Origin of the sequence: Sphingobium sp. B12D2B (assembly GCF_025961775.1) — a bacterium.
Taxonomy (GTDB): domain Bacteria; phylum Pseudomonadota; class Alphaproteobacteria; order Sphingomonadales; family Sphingomonadaceae; genus Sphingobium.
Genome location: NZ_JAOQOH010000001.1, coordinates 2,566,522 through 2,583,861, shown reverse-complemented (window position 1 = coordinate 2,583,861; position 17,340 = coordinate 2,566,522). Strand labels below are relative to the sequence as shown.

The 17,340-nt window shown below is 63.9% G+C and carries 23 protein-coding genes; 15 read left to right on the top strand and 8 right to left on the bottom strand.

The annotated features are described in order from the left end of the window. Positions 1–148: 148 nt before the first annotated feature. Entirely contained in the window at positions 149–430 is a 282-nt protein-coding gene (locus tag M2335_RS12280) for a DUF427 domain-containing protein (protein WP_264584607.1), read from the top strand. An 11-nt stretch (positions 431–441) separates the two neighbouring features. On the opposite strand, the gene M2335_RS12275 is transcribed toward M2335_RS12280, so the two are convergent. From M2335_RS12275 to aroQ, 6 genes are all read right to left on the bottom strand, one after another. Further along, the gene (locus tag M2335_RS12275) at positions 442–855 is read right to left on the bottom strand and encodes a hypothetical protein (RefSeq protein WP_264594861.1); all 414 of its coding nucleotides are present in this window, start codon (positions 853–855) and stop codon (positions 442–444) included. 446 nt (positions 856–1,301) lie between these two features. After that, the gene (gene arsC / locus M2335_RS12270; protein ID WP_264594860.1) at positions 1,302–1,640 is read right to left on the bottom strand and encodes an arsenate reductase (glutaredoxin); all 339 of its coding nucleotides are present in this window, start codon (positions 1,638–1,640) and stop codon (positions 1,302–1,304) included. Between the two features lie 28 nt (positions 1,641–1,668). Further along, positions 1,669–2,199 (bottom strand): GNAT family N-acetyltransferase, encoded by a 531-nt coding sequence (locus M2335_RS12265; RefSeq protein WP_264569794.1) that lies wholly within the window; start codon positions 2,197–2,199, stop codon positions 1,669–1,671. Next, positions 2,196–3,548 carry an acetyl-CoA carboxylase biotin carboxylase subunit gene (gene accC / locus M2335_RS12260; protein WP_181559119.1) on the bottom strand — a complete coding sequence of 451 codons (1,353 nt, stop codon included), beginning with the start codon at positions 3,546–3,548 and terminating at the stop codon, positions 2,196–2,198. The genes M2335_RS12265 and accC overlap by 4 nt, the downstream gene beginning before the upstream one ends. A gap of 13 nt (positions 3,549–3,561) precedes the next feature. Beyond that, positions 3,562–4,050: an acetyl-CoA carboxylase biotin carboxyl carrier protein gene (gene accB, locus M2335_RS12255; RefSeq protein ID WP_264574769.1), complete on the bottom strand. Its 489-nt coding sequence runs from the start codon at positions 4,048–4,050 to the stop codon at positions 3,562–3,564. 98 nt (positions 4,051–4,148) lie between these two features. Continuing rightward, positions 4,149–4,592, bottom strand: a complete 444-nt coding sequence (gene aroQ, locus M2335_RS12250) for a type II 3-dehydroquinate dehydratase (protein ID WP_264594859.1) — start codon at positions 4,590–4,592, stop codon at positions 4,149–4,151. Positions 4,593–4,683: 91 nt separating this feature from the next. On the opposite strand from aroQ, the gene thiS reads away from it, so the two are divergent. The 5 genes from thiS to leuC all read left to right on the top strand — a co-directional run bounded on the left by thiS (position 4,684) and on the right by leuC (position 9,189). Next, on the top strand, positions 4,684–5,688 hold the full coding sequence (gene thiS, locus M2335_RS12245; protein WP_264594858.1) for a sulfur carrier protein ThiS: 1,005 nt from the start codon (positions 4,684–4,686) through the stop codon (positions 5,686–5,688). A gap of 117 nt (positions 5,689–5,805) precedes the next feature. Beyond that, positions 5,806–5,988, top strand: coding sequence for a CsbD family protein (locus tag M2335_RS12240; RefSeq protein ID WP_264576205.1), 183 nt, complete (start codon positions 5,806–5,808; stop codon positions 5,986–5,988). Positions 5,989–6,194: 206 nt separating this feature from the next. Beyond that, positions 6,195–6,902, top strand: coding sequence for a CoA transferase subunit A (locus M2335_RS12235; RefSeq protein ID WP_264569800.1), 708 nt, complete (start codon positions 6,195–6,197; stop codon positions 6,900–6,902). After that, on the top strand, positions 6,902–7,537 hold the full coding sequence (locus tag M2335_RS12230) for a CoA transferase subunit B (protein ID WP_264594857.1): 636 nt from the start codon (positions 6,902–6,904) through the stop codon (positions 7,535–7,537). The genes M2335_RS12235 and M2335_RS12230 overlap by 1 nt, the downstream gene beginning before the upstream one ends. A 209-nt stretch (positions 7,538–7,746) precedes the next feature. After that, complete coding sequence (gene leuC, locus M2335_RS12225; protein WP_264594856.1) at positions 7,747–9,189, top strand: 3-isopropylmalate dehydratase large subunit; 1,443 nt, start codon at positions 7,747–7,749, stop codon at positions 9,187–9,189. A gap of 172 nt (positions 9,190–9,361) precedes the next feature. Here leuC and M2335_RS12220 read toward each other — a convergent pair whose 3' ends face one another. After that, on the bottom strand, positions 9,362–9,859 hold the full coding sequence (locus tag M2335_RS12220) for a GNAT family N-acetyltransferase (RefSeq protein ID WP_264594855.1): 498 nt from the start codon (positions 9,857–9,859) through the stop codon (positions 9,362–9,364). A gap of 117 nt (positions 9,860–9,976) precedes the next feature. On the opposite strand from M2335_RS12220, the gene leuD reads away from it, so the two are divergent. The 9 genes from leuD to nadC all read left to right on the top strand — a co-directional run bounded on the left by leuD (position 9,977) and on the right by nadC (position 16,887). After that, a complete protein-coding gene (gene leuD / locus M2335_RS12215; RefSeq protein WP_264594854.1) occupies positions 9,977–10,570 on the top strand; it encodes a 3-isopropylmalate dehydratase small subunit in 594 nt (197 codons plus the stop codon). A gap of 97 nt (positions 10,571–10,667) precedes the next feature. Continuing rightward, positions 10,668–10,994, top strand: coding sequence for a DUF1476 domain-containing protein (locus M2335_RS12210; RefSeq protein WP_264574774.1), 327 nt, complete (start codon positions 10,668–10,670; stop codon positions 10,992–10,994). Between the two features lie 12 nt (positions 10,995–11,006). Continuing rightward, on the top strand, positions 11,007–11,240 hold the full coding sequence (locus M2335_RS12205) for a BolA/IbaG family iron-sulfur metabolism protein (protein ID WP_181559130.1): 234 nt from the start codon (positions 11,007–11,009) through the stop codon (positions 11,238–11,240). 46 nt (positions 11,241–11,286) lie between these two features. After that, positions 11,287–11,616 carry a Grx4 family monothiol glutaredoxin gene (grxD, locus tag M2335_RS12200; RefSeq protein ID WP_181559131.1) on the top strand — a complete coding sequence of 110 codons (330 nt, stop codon included), beginning with the start codon at positions 11,287–11,289 and terminating at the stop codon, positions 11,614–11,616. A gap of 317 nt (positions 11,617–11,933) precedes the next feature. After that, positions 11,934–12,818 (top strand): MBL fold metallo-hydrolase, encoded by an 885-nt coding sequence (locus tag M2335_RS12195; RefSeq protein WP_413716121.1) that lies wholly within the window; start codon positions 11,934–11,936, stop codon positions 12,816–12,818. 66 nt (positions 12,819–12,884) lie between these two features. Further along, positions 12,885–13,649 (top strand): hypothetical protein, encoded by a 765-nt coding sequence (locus M2335_RS12190; RefSeq protein ID WP_264586852.1) that lies wholly within the window; start codon positions 12,885–12,887, stop codon positions 13,647–13,649. A 68-nt stretch (positions 13,650–13,717) separates the two neighbouring features. Beyond that, a complete protein-coding gene (gene nadA / locus M2335_RS12185) occupies positions 13,718–14,713 on the top strand; it encodes a quinolinate synthase NadA (protein ID WP_264594852.1) in 996 nt (331 codons plus the stop codon). A 16-nt stretch (positions 14,714–14,729) separates the two neighbouring features. Beyond that, positions 14,730–16,043, top strand: a complete 1,314-nt coding sequence (locus M2335_RS12180; RefSeq protein WP_264594851.1) for a DUF2254 domain-containing protein — start codon at positions 14,730–14,732, stop codon at positions 16,041–16,043. Further along, entirely contained in the window at positions 16,027–16,887 is an 861-nt protein-coding gene (gene nadC, locus M2335_RS12175; RefSeq protein WP_264594850.1) for a carboxylating nicotinate-nucleotide diphosphorylase, read from the top strand. The genes M2335_RS12180 and nadC overlap by 17 nt, the downstream gene beginning before the upstream one ends. A 32-nt stretch (positions 16,888–16,919) precedes the next feature. Here nadC and M2335_RS12170 read toward each other — a convergent pair whose 3' ends face one another. Then, complete coding sequence (locus M2335_RS12170) at positions 16,920–17,327, bottom strand: DUF4112 domain-containing protein (protein ID WP_264594849.1); 408 nt, start codon at positions 17,325–17,327, stop codon at positions 16,920–16,922. Positions 17,328–17,340: the final 13 nt, after the last annotated feature.

Genomic DNA, 17,340 nt, shown 5'->3' with positions numbered 1-17,340 from the left:
ACTTGATCCGGGGTCCAGCTTTCTCGTGACCGGCTGGTCAGAGCAAAGGCGCACAAAGCAGCGGGGCCCCGGATCAAGTCCGGGGTGACGTGCGTTGGGAAGACGGGGCGGGTCGCTGATTACCTGCCAGACCTTGAGGAGAATGCGCATGGTCGAAGCCCGCTGGAACGGCGCCGTCATTGCCCGCAGCGACGAGACGGTCGTTGTGGAAGGCAATCACTATTTCCCGGCCGATGCCGTCGATCCCGCCATCCTCCGCCCGAGTGACACGACGACGGTCTGCTCGTGGAAAGGCACGGCACATTATCATAGTCTGCATGTCGATGGCGCCGACAATCCGGATGCCGCCTGGTATTATCCCGATCCCAAACCCGAGGCGGAAGCGATCCGCGACCGTATCGCCTTCTGGAAAGGCGTAGAGGTCGGCTGATTTGGGTAACGTCAAGGATAGAATGGTTCGGGGCGCTCGTTACGCTGCTGAAATGAGTAGTCCTGAAGCATTTCCGCCAAAGCCATGCAGGCCGCAAGATATGCAGATCGCCCACTGATTGGTCGGTATTTCTCGATCTCTCCGACGAAGAACGGTTCGCACGCCTCTTCGATAGATGGATGCGAAAAATCGATGGGGCGTGGTGCATGGGCGAACTGATTTCTAATGCGCTTTATGGTGTTCAGTCGGCCCTCCATTTCGCTACCGTAGATATTTAAGGCTCGGCCAAGAGTGATTTTGGCAGCAAAGGTCGAGAACGGCGCTAGGGGCCCCTCAAACCACTGCTTACGGACCAGTTCGCCGGGGTCAGGAATCGTGCAATTAATGGCAAGCCAAAGAGATCGCTCTGTAAAAGCACCTGCCATGATTGCAGCGCCTCGATCGGTTTCTTGTTTCAGAAGGGCGCGGTAGTTTAGTACTTCCTCTTCGGTTGGGAGTTCCCTTGCTAAGTGTTCAAGGGCTACCCGAGATTTCCCCCGCTTGGAAGCGTGGGCAGCGCGGTCATCTGACTGCCGTGCCCGTCCCCGCCTTACTTCTTCTGCTCGCTCTTCAGGCGTTTTTCTTCGCATCTATTTTCCTACGAGATCAGAGATCGCAAGGCTCGACCGATCAGGGGATCACCCCAACTTTCGGTTGCAGTATGTCACTTGGATCAGCGCTTCTTCAATGGGGCAACCGAAGGCGTCATCTCTTCGAAGAAGCTGTCCGCTCGGTCAGCGCATCGGTTGGATGGTTATGTCTGACGTCGGCTGCTCGAAATCGGAATCCTGAATGTCATCGATCTTCAGCACATCAGGAAGCACCAGCCACCCTACAGGATCTCCCGCACCGCTTCCGGCGGACGGCCCAGCCGCACGCCTTTTTCGGTCGCCACCAGCGGGCGTTCGATCAGGATGGGGTCAGCAGCCATGGCGTCGAGGATGGCGTCGTCGTCCGCGTGCTTGAGCGCCTTGGCGCCGTCCTCGGCCTTGCGCAGGCCCTCCCGCGGGGTCAGGCCGGCGCGATGGTAGAGGGCAGCGAGCGTGTCGCGGCTCGGCGGGGTCTTGAGATATTCGACGATCTCCACCTCGACGCCCGGCGTTTCCTGCAGGATCGCCAGTGCCTCGCGGGATTTCGAGCAGCGGGGGTTGTGGTAGATGGTCGCCTTCATCGCCTGATCCTTTTCGTTTGCCCGTCCGTCAGGCCGGCTGGTCGTCGCCGGGCAATGCCCGCTGCATGTAGATGGTGTCCAGCCAGCGGCCGAATTTATAGCCGACCTTCTCCATGCGTCCTGCGTGGCGGAAGCCTTGGCCGGCGTGGAGCGCGACCGAGGCGTCCTCGCCGCCGGCGATCACGCCGAGCATCTGGGTGAAGCCTGCCGCGCCGGCGGCCGGGATCAGCGCCGCCAGCAGCGCTCTGCCGATGCCTTGGCCGGTCTTCGCGGGATGGAGATAGACGCTGTCTTCGCAGGCATGAGCGTAGGCGGGGCGGTCGCGGAATTGCGCGGCATAGGCATAGCCGATCACCGCGCCGTCCTCATCTTCCGCAACGATGAAGGGCCAGCCCCGTGTCGCCAGATACGCGATCTTCTCGCGCCATTGCTCGGCCGTGGGCGCCTGCGTATCGAAGGTCGCTGTGCCATGCTGCACATGATGGGCGTAGATCGCCGTGATGGCCTCCGCATCCGCCGGGGCGACCGGACGGATGCGCAGCGGCGGTTGCCCGCTCAATCGACCTTCTGCCGCTCCAGCCATTCTTCCAGCCACTTGATGCTGTAGTCGCCATTTTGCACGTCCGGGTCGGCGATGAGCTTCTGGTGCAGGGGGATGGTCGTCTTCATGCCCTCGATGACATATTCCTCAAGCGCGCGCTTGAGGCGCATCAGGCAGCCCTCGCGGGTGCGGCCATAGACGATCAGCTTGCCGATCATGCTGTCATAATAAGGCGGCACGCTATAGCCCTGATAGAGCGCGCTTTCGACGCGCACATGCATGCCGCCGGGGACGTGGAGCATCTGCACCTTGCCGGGGGAGGGCATGAACGTCACCGGGTCTTCCGCATTGATGCGGCATTCGATGGCGTGGCCGTGGAACTCCAGCTCGTCCTGCGTCACCGAGAGCGGCTTGCCCTCGGCAATGCGAATCTGCTCGCGCACCAGATCGAAGCCGGTGATCATCTCCGTTACCGGATGTTCCACCTGAATGCGGGTGTTCATCTCGATGAAGTAGAATTCGCCATTCTCGTACAGGAACTCGATGGTCCCCGCGCCGCGATAGCCCATGTCGGCCATCGCCTTGGCGACGAGCGTGCCCATGCGGTTGCGCTCAGCCGATGAGATGACCGGGGAGGGCGCTTCCTCCAGCACCTTCTGGTGGCGGCGCTGCAGCGAGCAGTCGCGCTCGCCCAGATGGATGGCATTGCCCTTGCCGTCGCCGAAAATCTGGAACTCGATATGGCGCGGATTGCCGAGATATTTTTCCATGTAGACGGTGTCGTCGCCGAACGCCGCCTTGGCCTCGCTCTTGGCCTGGGACATCAGGCTCTCGAACTCGTCCTCGGTGGGCACCACCTTCATGCCGCGCCCGCCGCCGCCGGAGGCCGCTTTCACGAGCACCGGATAGCCGATCTCTCTCGCGCGCTGCTTGGCGTCTGCAATGTCCTCGATCGCGCCGTCGGTGCCCGGCACAAGCGGCAGGCCGAGCGCGCCGGCGGTGCGCTTGGCTTCCACCTTGTCGCCCATCACGCGGATATGCTCGGGCTTGGGGCCGACGAAGATGATGTCATGCGCTTCCACGATTTCCGCGAAACGCTCATTTTCGGACAGGAAGCCATAGCCCGGATGGATCGCATCCGCGCCCGAGATTTCGGCGGCGGAAATGATCGCGGGAATGTTGAGATAACTGTCTTTCGCAGCGGGGGGGCCGATGCAGATGGCTTCGTCGGCCAAGCGCACATGCATGGCGTCCGCGTCGGCGGTGGAGTGCACCGCCACCGTCTTGATGCCCATCTCATGGCAGGCGCGGTGGATGCGCAGGGCGATCTCGCCGCGATTGGCGATCAGCAGCTTCTCGATGCTCATGGCTGGCGTGTCCTCACGCGACCACGATCAGCGGCTGGTCATATTCGACCGGCTGGCCGTTTTCGACCAGCACAGCCTGGACCGTGCCGGCAGAGGGCGCAGTGATCGGGTTCATGACCTTCATGGCCTCGACGATCAGCAGGGTCTGGCCCGCCTTCACCGCGTCACCGACCTTGACGAAGGCGGGGGCGTCCGGCTCAGGCGTCAGGTAGCAGGTGCCGACCATCGGCGATTTGATCGTGCCGGCGGCGGGACCGGCCGCGGGGGCCGGTGCAGCGCTTTCCACGGGCGCAGCAGCAGCCACCGGGGCTGCCGGTGCGGGCGCAGCGGCCATCGGCGCATAGGTCGCGCTCTGGGCGGCGGGGGTGCGGGCGACGCGGATCTTGCGGTCGCCGTCTTCCACCTCGATCTCGGTGAGGTTCGTCGCGTCCAGCATTTTCGCCAGTTCGCGCACCAGCTTAACGTCCACCTGCATCGAGCCTTCGTTGGTCTTGTCGGCCATTGGTCTTCCCTTTGAGAAAGCTTTATTCTGTTCTGGAGTGGGGCTGGGGCCTATTGCCCTTCGCCCGATAAGGCAACCGTTTGCACGCCCTGTCTGGTTCAATCCATCTCAAGCGCCGCTTCCAGCGCCAGCATATAGGAGAGCGCGCCGAAGCCCGCGATCGATCCGCGCGCGGCCATGCCGATATAGCTATGATGGCGGAAGCTCTCCCGCGCGGCGGGGTTGGAGAGGTGAACCTCGATCACCGGCACGGTGATGGATTTGATCGCATCGTGCAGCGCCACGGAAGTGTGCGTGAGGCCGCCCGCGTTCAGGATGACGGCCATCGCTGCTTCCGCATTGGCCTGATGCAGCCAATCGATCAGATGGCCCTCATGATTGGACTGGCGGAAATCCAGCTCCACGCTGGCGCGCCGGGCCTCGTCTTCCATGCGGTCGGCAATGTCGTCGAGCGTATCATAGCCATATATCTCCGGCTCACGCGTGCCGAGCAGGTTGAGATTGGGGCCATTGAGGACATAGATTTTTCGCGCGGCAGTCATGGGGCCATCCGGTCCTTGTTGGTTGCGAGCCTTGGGCTCCACCCTATATGGCGTGGCGAACGGCTCTCAAAGCGAAAGGTGAACACACGGCATGAGCGCGGACGGAACGATCGGCATCCGGGTCAATGGCGAGCATCGCCGCGTGCGCGCCGGGCACAGCATAGCGCATCTGGCCAATGAGCTTGGGCTGGCGCCCGAGAAGGTGGCGGTCGAGCGTAATCTGGAGGTCGTGCCGCGTGCGAAGCTGGCCGATGTGATCGTCGAGGATGGCGATGAGCTGGAGATCGTGCACTTCGTCGGCGGCGGCGATGGATCGCCGGTGCTGGCCGATGACAGCTGGAGCGTGGCCGGGCGCACCTTCCGTTCCCGGCTGATCGTTGGGACAGGCAAATATCGCGATTTTGCCGAGAATGCCGCTGCCGTTGAGGCATCGGGCGCGGAGATTGTCACGGTGGCGGTGCGGCGGGTGAATGTGTCCGACCCCAAGGCGCCGATGCTTACCGACTTCATCGACCCTAAGAAGATCACTTATCTGCCGAACACTGCTGGCTGCTTTACCGCTGAAGACGCGATCCGCACGCTGCGGCTGGCGCGCGAGGCGGGCGGCTGGGATCTGGTGAAGCTGGAAGTGCTGGGCGAGGCCCGCACGCTTTACCCGAACATGATCGAGACTCTCCGCGCGACCGAAATCCTCGCCAAGGAGGGCTTCAAGCCGATGGTCTATTGCACCGACGACCCCATCGCCGCGCAGCAGCTGGAGAGTGCGGGCGCGGTGGCGATCATGCCGCTTGGCGCGCCCATCGGCTCGGGCCTGGGCCTCCAGAACCGGGTGACCATCCGCCTGATTGTGGAAGGAACGAAGCTTCCTGTGCTGGTCGATGCCGGCGTCGGCACGGCTTCCGATGCGGCAGTGGCGATGGAACTGGGCTGCACCGGCGTGCTGATGAACACCGCCATTGCAGAAGCCAAGAAGCCGGTGCTGATGGCGGCGGCGATGAGGGCATCGGTCGAAGCCGGGCGGATGGCCTATCTCGCCGGGCGCATGGGGCGACGCATGTATGCCGACCCCTCAAGTCCGCTCGCTGGCTTGATCTGAGCCAAGCGCGGCCAACCGCTGGTCGTATTTGTCGGAACCAGCCGCGTCCCAACTCGTTTAATTTTCAGACGGTCGGATCGTCCGGCCGTAGCAGAATTCAGCGATTGGAGACCTATCATGGGTGAATTGATCGACAAGGCCAAGGGTGCCGTCAACGAAGCAGTCGGCAAGGCCAAGCAGGAGATCGGCAAGCAGCGCAACGATCCCGATCAGCAGGCGGAAGGTCTCGGCCAGGAGCTCAAGGGCAAGGGCCAAGGCCTCAAGGGCTCCGTGAAGGGAGCCCTCGGCGACCGGGTCTGACCCCAAGCCGTAACGCTCAAGCGTTTGATGAAAGGTCGTACTCGCAGAAGCGAGTGCGGCCTTCATTGTTTATGTCCGAGCAGGCAGCGATCACCCGGTATGGTTCGGTTTCCCTACCGCTTCATGCAATCCGGGCATTTGACCGTCCGGTCCCGCGCTCTTATGGGCGGATCAGCTTTCGCTCCATCCGTGCCAAGGAGACACGCGTGAAGAAACTCTATCCCGATGCTGCAGCCGCTCTCGATGGCCTGCTCCACGACGGAATGCTCATTTGCGCCGGCGGGTTCGGCCTGTGCGGTATTCCCGAGCGCCTGATCGACGCGATCCGCGATTCTGGCGTGAAGGATCTCACCTTCGCCTCCAACAACGCCGGCATCGACGGCGAAGGGCTGGGCAAGCTGCTGCGCACCCGCCAGGTGAAGAAGATGATTTCGTCCTATGTGGGCGAGAACAAGGAGTTCGAGCGGCAGTATCTGGCAGGCGAGTTGGAGGTGGAGTTCTGTCCGCAGGGCACGCTGGCCGAGCGCTGCCGGGCCGGCGGTGCGGGCATTCCGGGCTTCTACACCAAGACCGGTGTGGGCACGCAGGTTGCCGAGGGCAAGGAAACCAAGATTTTCGACGGGCAGGAATATGTGCTCGAGCGCGGCATCTATGCCGATCTGTGCATCATCAAGGGCTGGAAGGCCGATGAAGCGGGCAACCTGATTTTCCGCAAGACCGCGCGCAATTTCAACCAGCCGATGGCCACCGCCGGCAAGATCTGCGTCGCGGAAGTCGAGGAAGTGGTGCCCGTCGGCAGCCTCGATCCGGACAGCATCCATCTACCCGGCATCTATGTGAAGCGCATGATCGTCGGTGCGCCCTATGACAAGAAGATCGAATTCCGCACTGTCCGCGAAAGGGAGGCCGCATAATGGGCTGGTCACGCGATGAAATGGCCGCGCGCGCCGCGAAGGAGCTTCAGGACGGCTTCTATGTGAATCTCGGCATCGGCATCCCGACCTTGGTCGCCAATCACATCCCGCCGGGCGTGGAGGTCACGCTGCAGAGCGAGAACGGCATGCTCGGCATCGGCCCGTTCCCTTATGATGACGAGGTCGATCCCGATCTCATCAATGCCGGCAAGCAGACGATCAGCGAACTGCCGAGCAGCGTCTATTTCTCCAGCGCCGACAGCTTCGCGATGATCCGCGGCGGCCACATCGATCTCACCGTGCTGGGTGCGATGGAAGTCTCCGAAAAGGGCGACATCGCCAACTGGATGATCCCCGGCAAGATGATCAAGGGCATGGGCGGCGCGATGGACCTCGTCGCCGGCGTCAAGAAGATCATCGTGGTGATGGAGCACAATGCCAAGGACGGCAGCCCCAAGTTCATCCCGGAATGCACCCTGCCGCTCACCGGCCGGGATGTGGTGGATATGATCGTCACCGATCTGTGCGTCTTCCAGCGCGTTTCGCACGATCAGCCCTTCCGCCTCGTGGAACTGGCGCCGGGTGTTACCGCCGAGGAAGTCGCGGCCAAGACGACGGCGCATTACGTCTCGTAAGGCGTCGGGTTAACGCGCGGTAGTTACCCCCCTTCTCTTCGGAGGAGGGGCAGTTCTGGAGCGCTCCGCTGCCCCACCAATACTCCGTCATCCCGGATCAAGTCCGGGGCGACGAGAGGAGGAGTGCCGCGCGCGCCATTGAAACGGACTTTGACCGCCCGATATAGGGGCTTCCCCCCCGACCGCGACAGATGTAGGGCAGCCCCATTATGACCCAGGCCCGCACCCTTTATGAGAAGATCTGGGACGCGCACGTCGTCGAGAAGCGCGACGATGGCACGTGCCTGATCTATATCGACCGCCACCTCGTCCATGAAGTGACCAGCCCGCAGGCGTTCGAGGGGCTCCGCCTTGCCGGGCGCAAGGTGCGCCGGCCCGATCTCACACTGGCTGTGCCGGATCATAACGTGCCGACCACGGCCCGAGTGGATGCGCAGGGCAATCGCATCCCCATCGTCAACAAGGAAAGCGCGCAGCAGCTCGCCGCGCTGGAGCGCAATGCGCCCGAGTTCGGCATCCGCTATTTCGGCGCGACGGACATCAATCAGGGCATCGTCCATGTCGTCGGCCCCGAGCAGGGCTTCACGCTGCCCGGCATGACCCTGGTCTGTGGGGATAGCCATACGGCCGCGCACGGTGCGCTGGGTGCGCTGGCCTTCGGCATCGGCACCAGCGAGGTCGAGCATGTGCTGGCCACGCAGACGCTGCTGCTCAAGCCGAGCAAGACGCTCGCCATCGAGGTCGAGGGCGAGCTGGGCTATGGCGTAACCGCCAAGGACGTGATCCTCGCCGTCATCGGCCGCATCGGCACGGCCGGTGGGACCGGCCACGTCATGGAATTCCGCGGCTCGACTTTCCGCGCCATGAGCATCGAGAGCCGGCTGACCGTCGCCAATATGGCGATCGAGGGTGGCGCGCGGTCCGGGCTCTTTGCGCCGGACGAGAAGACGTTCGACTATATCAAGGGCCGCCCGATGGCACCGCAGGGTGCCGATTGGGATCGCGCCGTCGCCTATTGGCGCACGCTCGTGACCGACGAAGGCGCCGTGTTCGACAAGCATGTGCAGCTGGAGGCGAGCGAGATCGCGCCGACCGTCACCTGGGGCACCAGTCCCGAGGACGTAGTGCCGATCACCGGCGTCGTGCCCGATCCGGAGAGCTTCGAGGACCCCTCCAAGCGGGAAGCTGCGGCCAAGTCGCTCGCCTATATGGGCCTCACCGCCGGCCAGCGCATGGAAGACGTGCCGGTCGAGCATATCTTCATCGGCAGCTGCACCAACAGCCGCATCGAGGATCTGCGCGCGGCCGCGTCGGTGCTCAAGGGCCGCAAGGTTGCCGACGGCATCAAGCAGGCGCTGATCGTGCCCGGCTCCGGGCTGGTCAAGCATCAGGCGGAGGCCGAGGGGCTGGATCGCATCTTCATCGAGGCCGGGTTCGAGTGGCGCGAGCCGGGCTGCTCCATGTGCCTGGGCATGAATCCGGATCGTGTGCCCAGTGGTGAGCGTTGTGCCTCTACGAGCAACCGCAACTTCATGGGCCGGCAGGGGCCGGGCGCGCGCACCCATCTCGTCTCGCCGGTGATGGCGGCCGCCGCCGCGATCAGGGGTCGACTTGCGGACGTTCGCGAACTAATGGTGCCCGAGCAAGCGTAAGGGGACGCAATGAAAGTCATTTTCTGGATTTTGGTCGCCGGTGCTCTCGGCAGCGCCGCCATGGCCATGGGCCTCGGCCAGTCCGCGGCTGTGCCCGCAAAGGCGGAAAAGCCAGCCGCACGCTGAATGCGCGTGTGACGTTAGACGGGCGCGGACTTCTCAATCTGCGCTGTCAGGCCATCGAAACACGCAGCTTCATGCGGCGACAAGTCTCGTCATAACCGGCCGGATCGGGCGCTTCGACCACCTCGAAGCCTTGCGAGGCCCAAAAGCTGTCTGCGCCATTGACGGCCGTCAGCCAGATTTCACCAAGACCCTCGCGGCGCGCCTGTGCGACGATCAGCCCCAGCGCAGTGCGCCCGGCGCCACTGCCGCGCGCGTCGGGCAGCAGGGCAAGATCATGTAGATAATAGCTGCCGGGGTTCTCGGGAATGGCGCCCAATGGGGCATTGAAGGCGGGCACGCTGTTCGCTTCCCAAGGGTGGGCGATAAGATAGCCGAGCACGCGCCCGGCGTCCTCGAAGACGAAACAGCCCGCCGGATGCAGGCTCAGGCGCTCGGCGTAGATCGCTTCATCCTCGGTATAGTGGCCATGGACCGCATCGGAGATTGCCTTGACCGTTCCCATGTCGCTGGAGCGCATCGGCCGCCATGTGCCGCTTGTTGCCATTGCCTTATCTCCTCCGCGCATCGCCGTCGGCCGCCTGCATATCGGGTCGGCATCTTGACGCAAGCGCGCACATCCGCCACTTGACCGGTCAAACAGCCCGTCATCAGCAGGACCAGCATGGAACCCGTCACCACCGTTGAAGGTCGCGCCTATCCCTTCGGCCTGAAGAATGTCGATACCGACATCATCATTCCGGCCGAATGGCTCAAGACCATCAGCCGCACGGGCCTGGGCAAGGGCGCGTTCGAGGCGCTGCGCAAGGAGCCGGGCAATGTGTTCGACGACCCGCGCTATGCCGGCGCGCCGATCATCGTGGCGGGCGACAATTTCGGTTGCGGGTCGAGCCGCGAACATGCCGCCTGGGCGCTGATCGACATGGGCGTGCGGGCCGTCATCGCGCCGAGCTTCTCGGATATTTTCTCGGGCAACGCCTTCAAGAACGGCATCCTGACCGTCGTGTTGCCGCAGGAAGCGGTCGACCGGTTGTTGGAGGTCGCCAAGACCGATCCGATCAGCATCGACCTTGAGAACCAGTCGGTGACGACGCCATTTCAGGACCGCTTCACCTTCGAAATCGACCCGTTCCGCAAGAGCTGCCTGCTGGGCGGCCTCGACGAGATCGGCCTGACGATGGCGCAGGGCGATACCATCGGTACGTTCGAAGCGCGCGATGCGCAGACGCGGCCCTGGCTGGTGCCGGCGGCCGCCTGAATTCGACGCGGCGGGGTGTCCCGCGCGTTGCCAAGGGAGCGCCTGCTTCCTAAGTAGAACCTCTATTCAGTTACCTCCAGATGAAGGTGCGTCTTTCATGAGTTCATTCGACGATCGCGAGAAGGCGTTCGAGACCAAGTTCGCCATGGATCAGGAACTCGCGTTCCGGGTCGCGGCCCGGCGCAATCGCCTGCTGGGCGAGTGGGCGGCCGGCCTGATGGGGCTGACCAAGGAAGAGACCGATGCCTATGCCAAGGCGGTCGTGCAGGCGGACTTCGAGGAAGCCGGCGATGAGGACGTGATCCGCAAGGTGATGGGCGATCTGGTATCAGCCGGTGTGGATATGGACGAGCAGCGCGTGCGCACGGCGCTGAGCGACAAGGCCGCCGAGGCGCGTCGCCAGTTCATGCAGGAAGAGAATTGAGGGGCTTTTGACATGCCCATGGCGGCTGGCGATATCGAGGCGATGATCCTCGCGGCTTTCCCGGATGCGACGGTGGAGATCACCGATCTGGCCGGCGACGGCGATCATTATGCGGCGCGGGTCACCTCCGAGAGTTTTCGGGGGATGAATCGCATTGCCCAGCAGCGTGCCGTCTATGCCGCGCTGGGCGGTCGCATGGGCGGAGAGCTTCACGCCTTGCAACTGACCACGGCCGTTCCCAACTGATAGCGCAGCGCCGGCATCGCGCCGCACTGCTGCCCGGAGACCAGACATGACCGACCCCGTCCACGCCCGCATCGCCGATATCGTCGGCAAGAACGATGTCGTGCTCTTCATGAAAGGCACGCCTTTGTTCCCGCAATGCGGGTTCTCCAGCCGCGCCATTGCCATTCTGGAACGGCTCGGCGCGCCCTTCGAGAGCGTGGATGTGCTGCAGGATCAGGAGATTCGCCAAGGCATCAAGAGCTTTTCCGACTGGCCGACCATCCCCCAGCTCTATGTGAAGGGCGAATTCCTCGGCGGGTCGGACATCATGATGGAAATGTATGAGGCGGGCGAGCTCAAGCAGCTTCTTGCGGAGCAGGGCGTCATCGCCGCCTGACCGAGCTTCCATTTCGTTCTTCAAGCGGGCGCGGGGCAAAAAGCCCGGCGCCCGTTTTGTGTTCGGGCGCCGGAGTTCGGAGGGATTGGGAGACAAAAGGATTGGGGGACAGGCAAGAAGACCGGGTGCCCGTCCCCCAAAGCGGGTGTGTCGACAAGAAGAGCAAGCGCCGTGCCAGTTTCTCCAAGTGAGGAGAGCGGGCGGCGACGCTGGTTAAGGGCGGGGCAAGAGGTGGCGACCTGTAAAGCGCTCCGACAGTTTCGCCCGCATTTCCGCTTGCGCCTTGCAATCGGCGGCGGCCGTGACACATGGAAGAGATGATGCCTGCTGCCCCCAGTCTCGCCGCCGACACCGGCCGGGTCATGCGCCTGTCGCCGCTGGTGCAGCGCGTGCTGGCACCCAATCCTTCGCCGTTCACATTCGAAGGCACGCAGACCTATCTGGTGGGGGACAGTGATCTCGCCATAATCGATCCCGGCCCGGATGATCCGGCCCATCTCGATGCGCTGGAGGCGGCGATCGCTGGTCGCCCCGTCATTGCTATCGCCTGCACCCACACCCATCGCGATCACAGTCCGGCGGCGCGGCCGTTGGCACAGCGCATTGGCGCGCCGATCATCGGCTGCGCGCCGCTGACGCTGGAGGATGACGGGCCGCGCGCCGATGCGGCATTCGACCCCGATTACAGTCCCGACCAGGTGCTCGCGGAGGGCGAGCAAATCGTGGGCACGGGCTGGACTTTGACGGCGCTGGCGACGCCCGGCCACACCTCCAATCATCTGTGCTACGCGCTCGAGGAAGAAACGGCGCTGTTCACCGGCGATCATGTGATGAGCTGGTCCACCAGCGTCGTCTCGCCGCCGGATGGCGACATGAGCGATTATCTCGGCTCGCTGGAGCGCCTCGTCGCCCGCTCGGACAGCATCTATTATCCAGCCCATGGCGAACCGGTGACGCAGCCCCAGCGTTTCGCTCGCGGCATGCTGGGGCATCGGCGGATGCGGGAAGGGCAGATCCTGCGCATTCTGGAGCGGCAGGGCGCCGTCACCATCCCGGATTTCGTCGCGAGCATGTATGTGGGCCTCAATCCGCGCCTGCATGGCGCCGCCGGACGATCCGTGCTCGCCCATCTCATCGATCTGCAACGGCGGGGGCTGGTCAAAGACAGTGCGGACGGGGTCTGGGCGAGGGTGTTGATTTAGGCGCTTGACGGGACGCGCGAACAGGATCAGCTTCCCTGCCGTCCAGGCAACGGTGGGGGGACCGTCATGGCAACACTTGCTTCAGGCATCAGATCCGAGATCGAGCGCGAGCGCAGCTTCTTCCTCAAATTGGCGCTGGCGATGGCCTTTGTCCTTGTGGCGGGCTTCTCATTCAATGTCGCCGCCGGCCGCTCGACCTTCGCCGCGCCGCTGCTGCTTCATGTCCACGCGCTGGTTTTCTTCGGCTGGCTGGTTCTTTTCGTCACCCAATCTTTTCTGGCGGCTAGCGGCTCGGTGCGCCTGCACCGGCGACTTGGTGTGCTCGCGCTGCTCTGGGTGCCGGTCATGGTCGTGCTGGGTCTGGCGGTGACGCGTCATTCGGTGCGCGCAATCGGCGGGCCTCCTTTCTTCGATACTAATGAATTTCTCTTCGGCAACAGCATCGGCCTGCTGGCTTTCGCGCTCACCGTCGGGGCGGCGCTCGTCATGCGCGCCCGTCCCGACTGGCACCGGAGGCTGATGTGCGGCGCCATGGCCGGGCTGACCGGCCCCGGCTTCGGGCGGCTGCTGCCGATGCCGTTCCTCATCCCCTGGGGCTGGTGGGTCGCGGCTGTCGTGGCGCCCATGATGTTCATCCTGGTCGGCATGGTCTGGGACTGGCGGCGCAAAGGGCGCATCCACGCCGCATGGCTGTGGGGAGCGGGCATCCTGATCGGCAGCCAGCTCATGGCCGATGCCATCGCCTACAGCCCGATGGGCCTTGCCATCACGCGCGATATGGTCGCCGGGACACCCGGTGCGATGCGCGATATGCGGGCCTTCTTCCCCTGAGCGCGGTTAGAGGTTGATCGACGGGCGCTTCGTGGCCATCTCCGCCGCATGACAAAGGAGATTCGGTGATGGATGCACGCGGCGGGATCGGCGGAAGTCTTGCGGGGCTGGACCTGCTGGAGGAGATCAATCGCCTGCGCAAGGAGCGCAATGCGGTCATACTCGCGCATTATTACCAGAAGCCGCAGATCCAGGACCTGGCCGACTTTGTCGGCGACAGCCTTGAGCTATCCCGCAAGGCGGCCGAGACGGATGCGGACGTGATCGCTTTCTGCGGCGTGCGCTTCATGGCCGAGACGGCGAAGATCCTCAGCCCCGAGAAGATCGTGATCCTGCCGGACATGGACGCCGGCTGCAGCCTGGAAGACAGCTGCCCGCCAGCCCAGTTCAAGGCCTTCCGCGAGGCCCATCCCGATCATATCGCGCTCAGCTACATCAATTGCTCGGCGGAGGTAAAGGCGCTGAGCGATATCATCGTCACCAGCTCGTCTGCCGAGAAAATCCTGAGCAAGCTCCCCAAGGACCAGAAGATCATCTTCGGGCCGGACAAGCATCTGGGTGGCTATCTCGCGCGCAAGCTGGGGCGTGAGATGCTGCTCTGGCCGGGCGTGTGCATCGTGCATGAGAGCTTCAGCGAGACTGAGCTGCTCAAGCTCAAGGCCATGCACCCCGGCGCGCCGGTTGCTGCTCACCCCGAATGCCCGCCGGCTATCATCGATCATGCCGATTATGTCGGCTCGACCAGCGGCATCCTGCAATATGCCAAGGACATGCCGGGCGACACGCTGATCGTGGCGACCGAGCCGCACATCATCCACCAGATGGAAAAGGCGATTCCCCAAAAGCGCTTCGTCGGCGCGCCGGGTGCGGACGGCAACTGCAACTGCAACGTCTGCCCCTATATGGCGCTCAACACGCTGGAGAAGCTCTACATCGCGCTCCGCGATCTCCAGCCGCGCATCGAGATGGACGAGCAGCTGCGGGTCGCCGCGAAGAAGAGCCTCGACCGGATGCTGGATCTCGCTAGCGACACGGTCGGGCAGGGCGACGTGGGAGCGCGGTGAGCGGGGAGCCGCCCCGGTGATCGTCCGCCTGCGCTCGCTCTGGCTGAACGTTAACGCGAGCTACTGGTTTTATCCGGCGCTGTTCACGATGCTCGCCCTCGCGCTGGCGATCGTCACTATCACCATCGATCGCTCGGGGCAGGCCGCCCATCTCGTCAAGTTCGTGGATGCCGCGCGGCCGGAGGGGGCGCGCAACGTCCTCAACGTGATTGCCGGATCGATGATCGGCGTGGCGTCGACCGTTTTCTCGATCACCATTGCCGCCGTGGTCTATGCCTCGGGTAATTACGGCCCGCGCCTGCTCATCAATTTCATGGAAGATCGCGGCAACCAGCTCTCGCTGGCGACGTTCATCGGCACGTTCGTCTATGCCGTGATGGTGCTGCGGGTCGTCCGGGAGGCGGCGGAATCCAGCGTCGATGTCGGGTTCGTGCCGCAGCTCTCGCTGGTCATCGCCACCGGCCTGATGCTGATTTCCATCGGCGTGCTGGTCTTCTTCCTCAATCATGTGCCCGCCAGCATCCGCATCAATTCCGTGCTTGAGGAGATCGGACGGCGCCTGACCAAGGAAGTGCGCAAGCGCTTTCCGAAAGAGGGCGGCGATGTGGAGATGATGGCGTTGTCCGACGGGCAGATCGTGCCGGCGACGGGCAGCGGCTATATCCAGATCGTCGATTTCTCAGGCCTGGCTGACGTTGCCCGCGAGCACAAATGCCGCGTGGTCATGCGCCTGCGTCCCGGCGATTTTGTCCATCCCGAAGTTGGCTTGATGTCCGTCCACGGCTGTCATGTGGATGATGAGATGGCCGAGCAACTGCGGGACTGTTTCTCCCTCGCTGGATTTCGGTCTCCGGCGCAGGACATCGAATTTCTGATCGACGAGCTGGTCGAGATTGGCTTGCGGGCCCTGTCGCCTGGCATCAACGATCCCTTCACGGCGGTGACGGCGATGCATTGGCTCGGCGCTTCGATGAGCGAACTTGCCCGGCGCGATCTGCGCAGCAGGCCGGGAGAGGAAGAAGAACACTGGCAGCGTGTCATTCCGCTCGATGACGATTTCGACCATTTCCTGCGGCGCGGGTTCGGCTCCCTGCGCTCGGCCGCCGCAACCAGCCCTATTGCCGCGGCGCAGTTTCTCGATTGTCTGCTGGGCATTTCCGCCGGCCTCGTCTCGCAGCCCCGGCGGGAGGCGCTGCGGCTGGAAGGCGAGCGGTTGATGGCGCAGGCGCGGATCGCGCTGGCCGGTCCCTCCCTCGCCGAGCTTGAGGAACGCTCTTGCGCTTTCGAGGCGGCGATGAAAAAGCGAGCGCACCATGCCCTTCACACTTGACCGCTTCGACCTTGACGCCTTCGTCGCCGCCACCCTCGCCGAGGATCTCGATGGTCCGGTAAATGGGGGCGGGCGGGATGTGACGTCGCAGAGCGTCATCCCCGCAGACGCGGTGTTCAGCGGTGTCATGGACAGTCGAGACTCGGTGACCGTTGCAGGCCTGCCGTTAGCCGAGGCCTTTTTCCGTGCGCTCGATCCCGATGTCGAGATCACGCTGCTCGCCGCGGATGGTGATCAGGTGCCCGCCGGCACCGACCTGATGCGCCTGAAGGGCCGCGCGCGCGCGATGCTCACGGCGGAGCGGTCGGCGCTCAACACGGTGCAGCACTTGACCGGCATCGCCACGATGACGCGGGCCTATGTGGACCGCATCGCGGGCACCGGAGCGACGCTGCTCGATACCCGCAAGACGATCCCCGGCCTGCGCGTGCTGGAGAAATATGCCACGCGCATGGGCGGCGCGAAGAATCATCGCATGGGCCTGTGGGACGCGGCGATGATCAAGGACAATCACGTCGCCGTCGCCGGGTCGGTGGACGAGGCGGTGCGCCGGGCAGTGGCTGCCGGGATTGCCGAGGTGATCGTGGAGGTCGACCGGATCGACCAGATCGAGCCGGCCATCGCGGCCGGGGCGACGCATCTGCTGCTCGACAATATGTCGCCGGGCGTTCTGCGCGGCGCTGTCACGCTGGTTGGAAAGCGCGTGCCCACGGAGGCGTCTGGCGGGGTTACGCTGGAGACCATCCGCGCCATTGCCAGCACCGGCGTCGATTATGTCAGTGTCGGGCGGTTGACCCAGTCGGCACCAGCGGCAGATATCGGTCTCGATTTCAGCAACATTTAGGCTCAAGGCGCCGAGGGACGGAGCCCGCTTGCTTAGCCTTCGATAATCGCTGTCTGTGGATGGTGCTTGTCGAGATGCTTGCGGATGATCCGCAGGTTGCGCGTGTTCGAGCGGAACATGACGTCGAAGGCGTCGCCGACCAGCGGGACCGCGCCGATTGCGGTGTCGAAGGCGACATTGCCGCTCATCCGCAGCAACTGCCAGCGCGGCATCCCGAGATTGCGGGCCTCCCAAACGATCCATGCGCCCATGGCCGCTGCGAGAAGATCGCCGACGATGGGAATGATGCCGAGCATGGCGTCCAGCCCGATGCGGATGCGCGTTCCGGGGACGACCATCGCATTTTCGAGCACCTGCTCCATCATCTCGATGCGCCGCCGCACCGCATGAGGATCGCGGCCAAGCCGCGAACCGGCGAGGCTCTCAAACTGTCTCGCCATCTCTTCAGCGGCG

Coding starts and splice junctions, on each gene's coding strand:
- aroQ (WP_264594859.1), bottom strand. CDS start 4,592: ATGACTGCCGCGCGAAAAATCTATGTCCTCAATGGCCCCAATCTCAAC.
- nadC (WP_264594850.1), top strand. CDS start 16,027: ATGCCCTTCACACTTGACCGCTTCGACCTTGACGCCTTCGTCGCCGCC.
- M2335_RS12170 (WP_264594849.1), bottom strand. CDS start 17,327: ATGGCGAGACAGTTTGAGAGCCTCGCCGGTTCGCGGCTTGGCCGCGAT.
- thiS (WP_264594858.1), top strand. CDS start 4,684: ATGAGCGCGGACGGAACGATCGGCATCCGGGTCAATGGCGAGCATCGC.
- M2335_RS12275 (WP_264594861.1), bottom strand. CDS start 855: ATGGCAGGTGCTTTTACAGAGCGATCTCTTTGGCTTGCCATTAATTGC.
- M2335_RS12240 (WP_264576205.1), top strand. CDS start 5,806: ATGGGTGAATTGATCGACAAGGCCAAGGGTGCCGTCAACGAAGCAGTC.
- M2335_RS12210 (WP_264574774.1), top strand. CDS start 10,668: ATGAGTTCATTCGACGATCGCGAGAAGGCGTTCGAGACCAAGTTCGCC.
- grxD (WP_181559131.1), top strand. CDS start 11,287: ATGACCGACCCCGTCCACGCCCGCATCGCCGATATCGTCGGCAAGAAC.
- leuC (WP_264594856.1), top strand. CDS start 7,747: ATGACCCAGGCCCGCACCCTTTATGAGAAGATCTGGGACGCGCACGTC.
- accC (WP_181559119.1), bottom strand. CDS start 3,548: ATGAGCATCGAGAAGCTGCTGATCGCCAATCGCGGCGAGATCGCCCTG.
- M2335_RS12190 (WP_264586852.1), top strand. CDS start 12,885: ATGGCAACACTTGCTTCAGGCATCAGATCCGAGATCGAGCGCGAGCGC.
- nadA (WP_264594852.1), top strand. CDS start 13,718: ATGGATGCACGCGGCGGGATCGGCGGAAGTCTTGCGGGGCTGGACCTG.
- M2335_RS12230 (WP_264594857.1), top strand. CDS start 6,902: ATGGGCTGGTCACGCGATGAAATGGCCGCGCGCGCCGCGAAGGAGCTT.
- M2335_RS12220 (WP_264594855.1), bottom strand. CDS start 9,859: ATGGCAACAAGCGGCACATGGCGGCCGATGCGCTCCAGCGACATGGGA.
- accB (WP_264574769.1), bottom strand. CDS start 4,050: ATGGCCGACAAGACCAACGAAGGCTCGATGCAGGTGGACGTTAAGCTG.
- M2335_RS12280 (WP_264584607.1), top strand. CDS start 149: ATGGTCGAAGCCCGCTGGAACGGCGCCGTCATTGCCCGCAGCGACGAG.
- M2335_RS12205 (WP_181559130.1), top strand. CDS start 11,007: ATGCCCATGGCGGCTGGCGATATCGAGGCGATGATCCTCGCGGCTTTC.
- leuD (WP_264594854.1), top strand. CDS start 9,977: ATGGAACCCGTCACCACCGTTGAAGGTCGCGCCTATCCCTTCGGCCTG.
- M2335_RS12195 (WP_413716121.1), top strand. CDS start 11,934: ATGATGCCTGCTGCCCCCAGTCTCGCCGCCGACACCGGCCGGGTCATG.
- arsC (WP_264594860.1), bottom strand. CDS start 1,640: ATGAAGGCGACCATCTACCACAACCCCCGCTGCTCGAAATCCCGCGAG.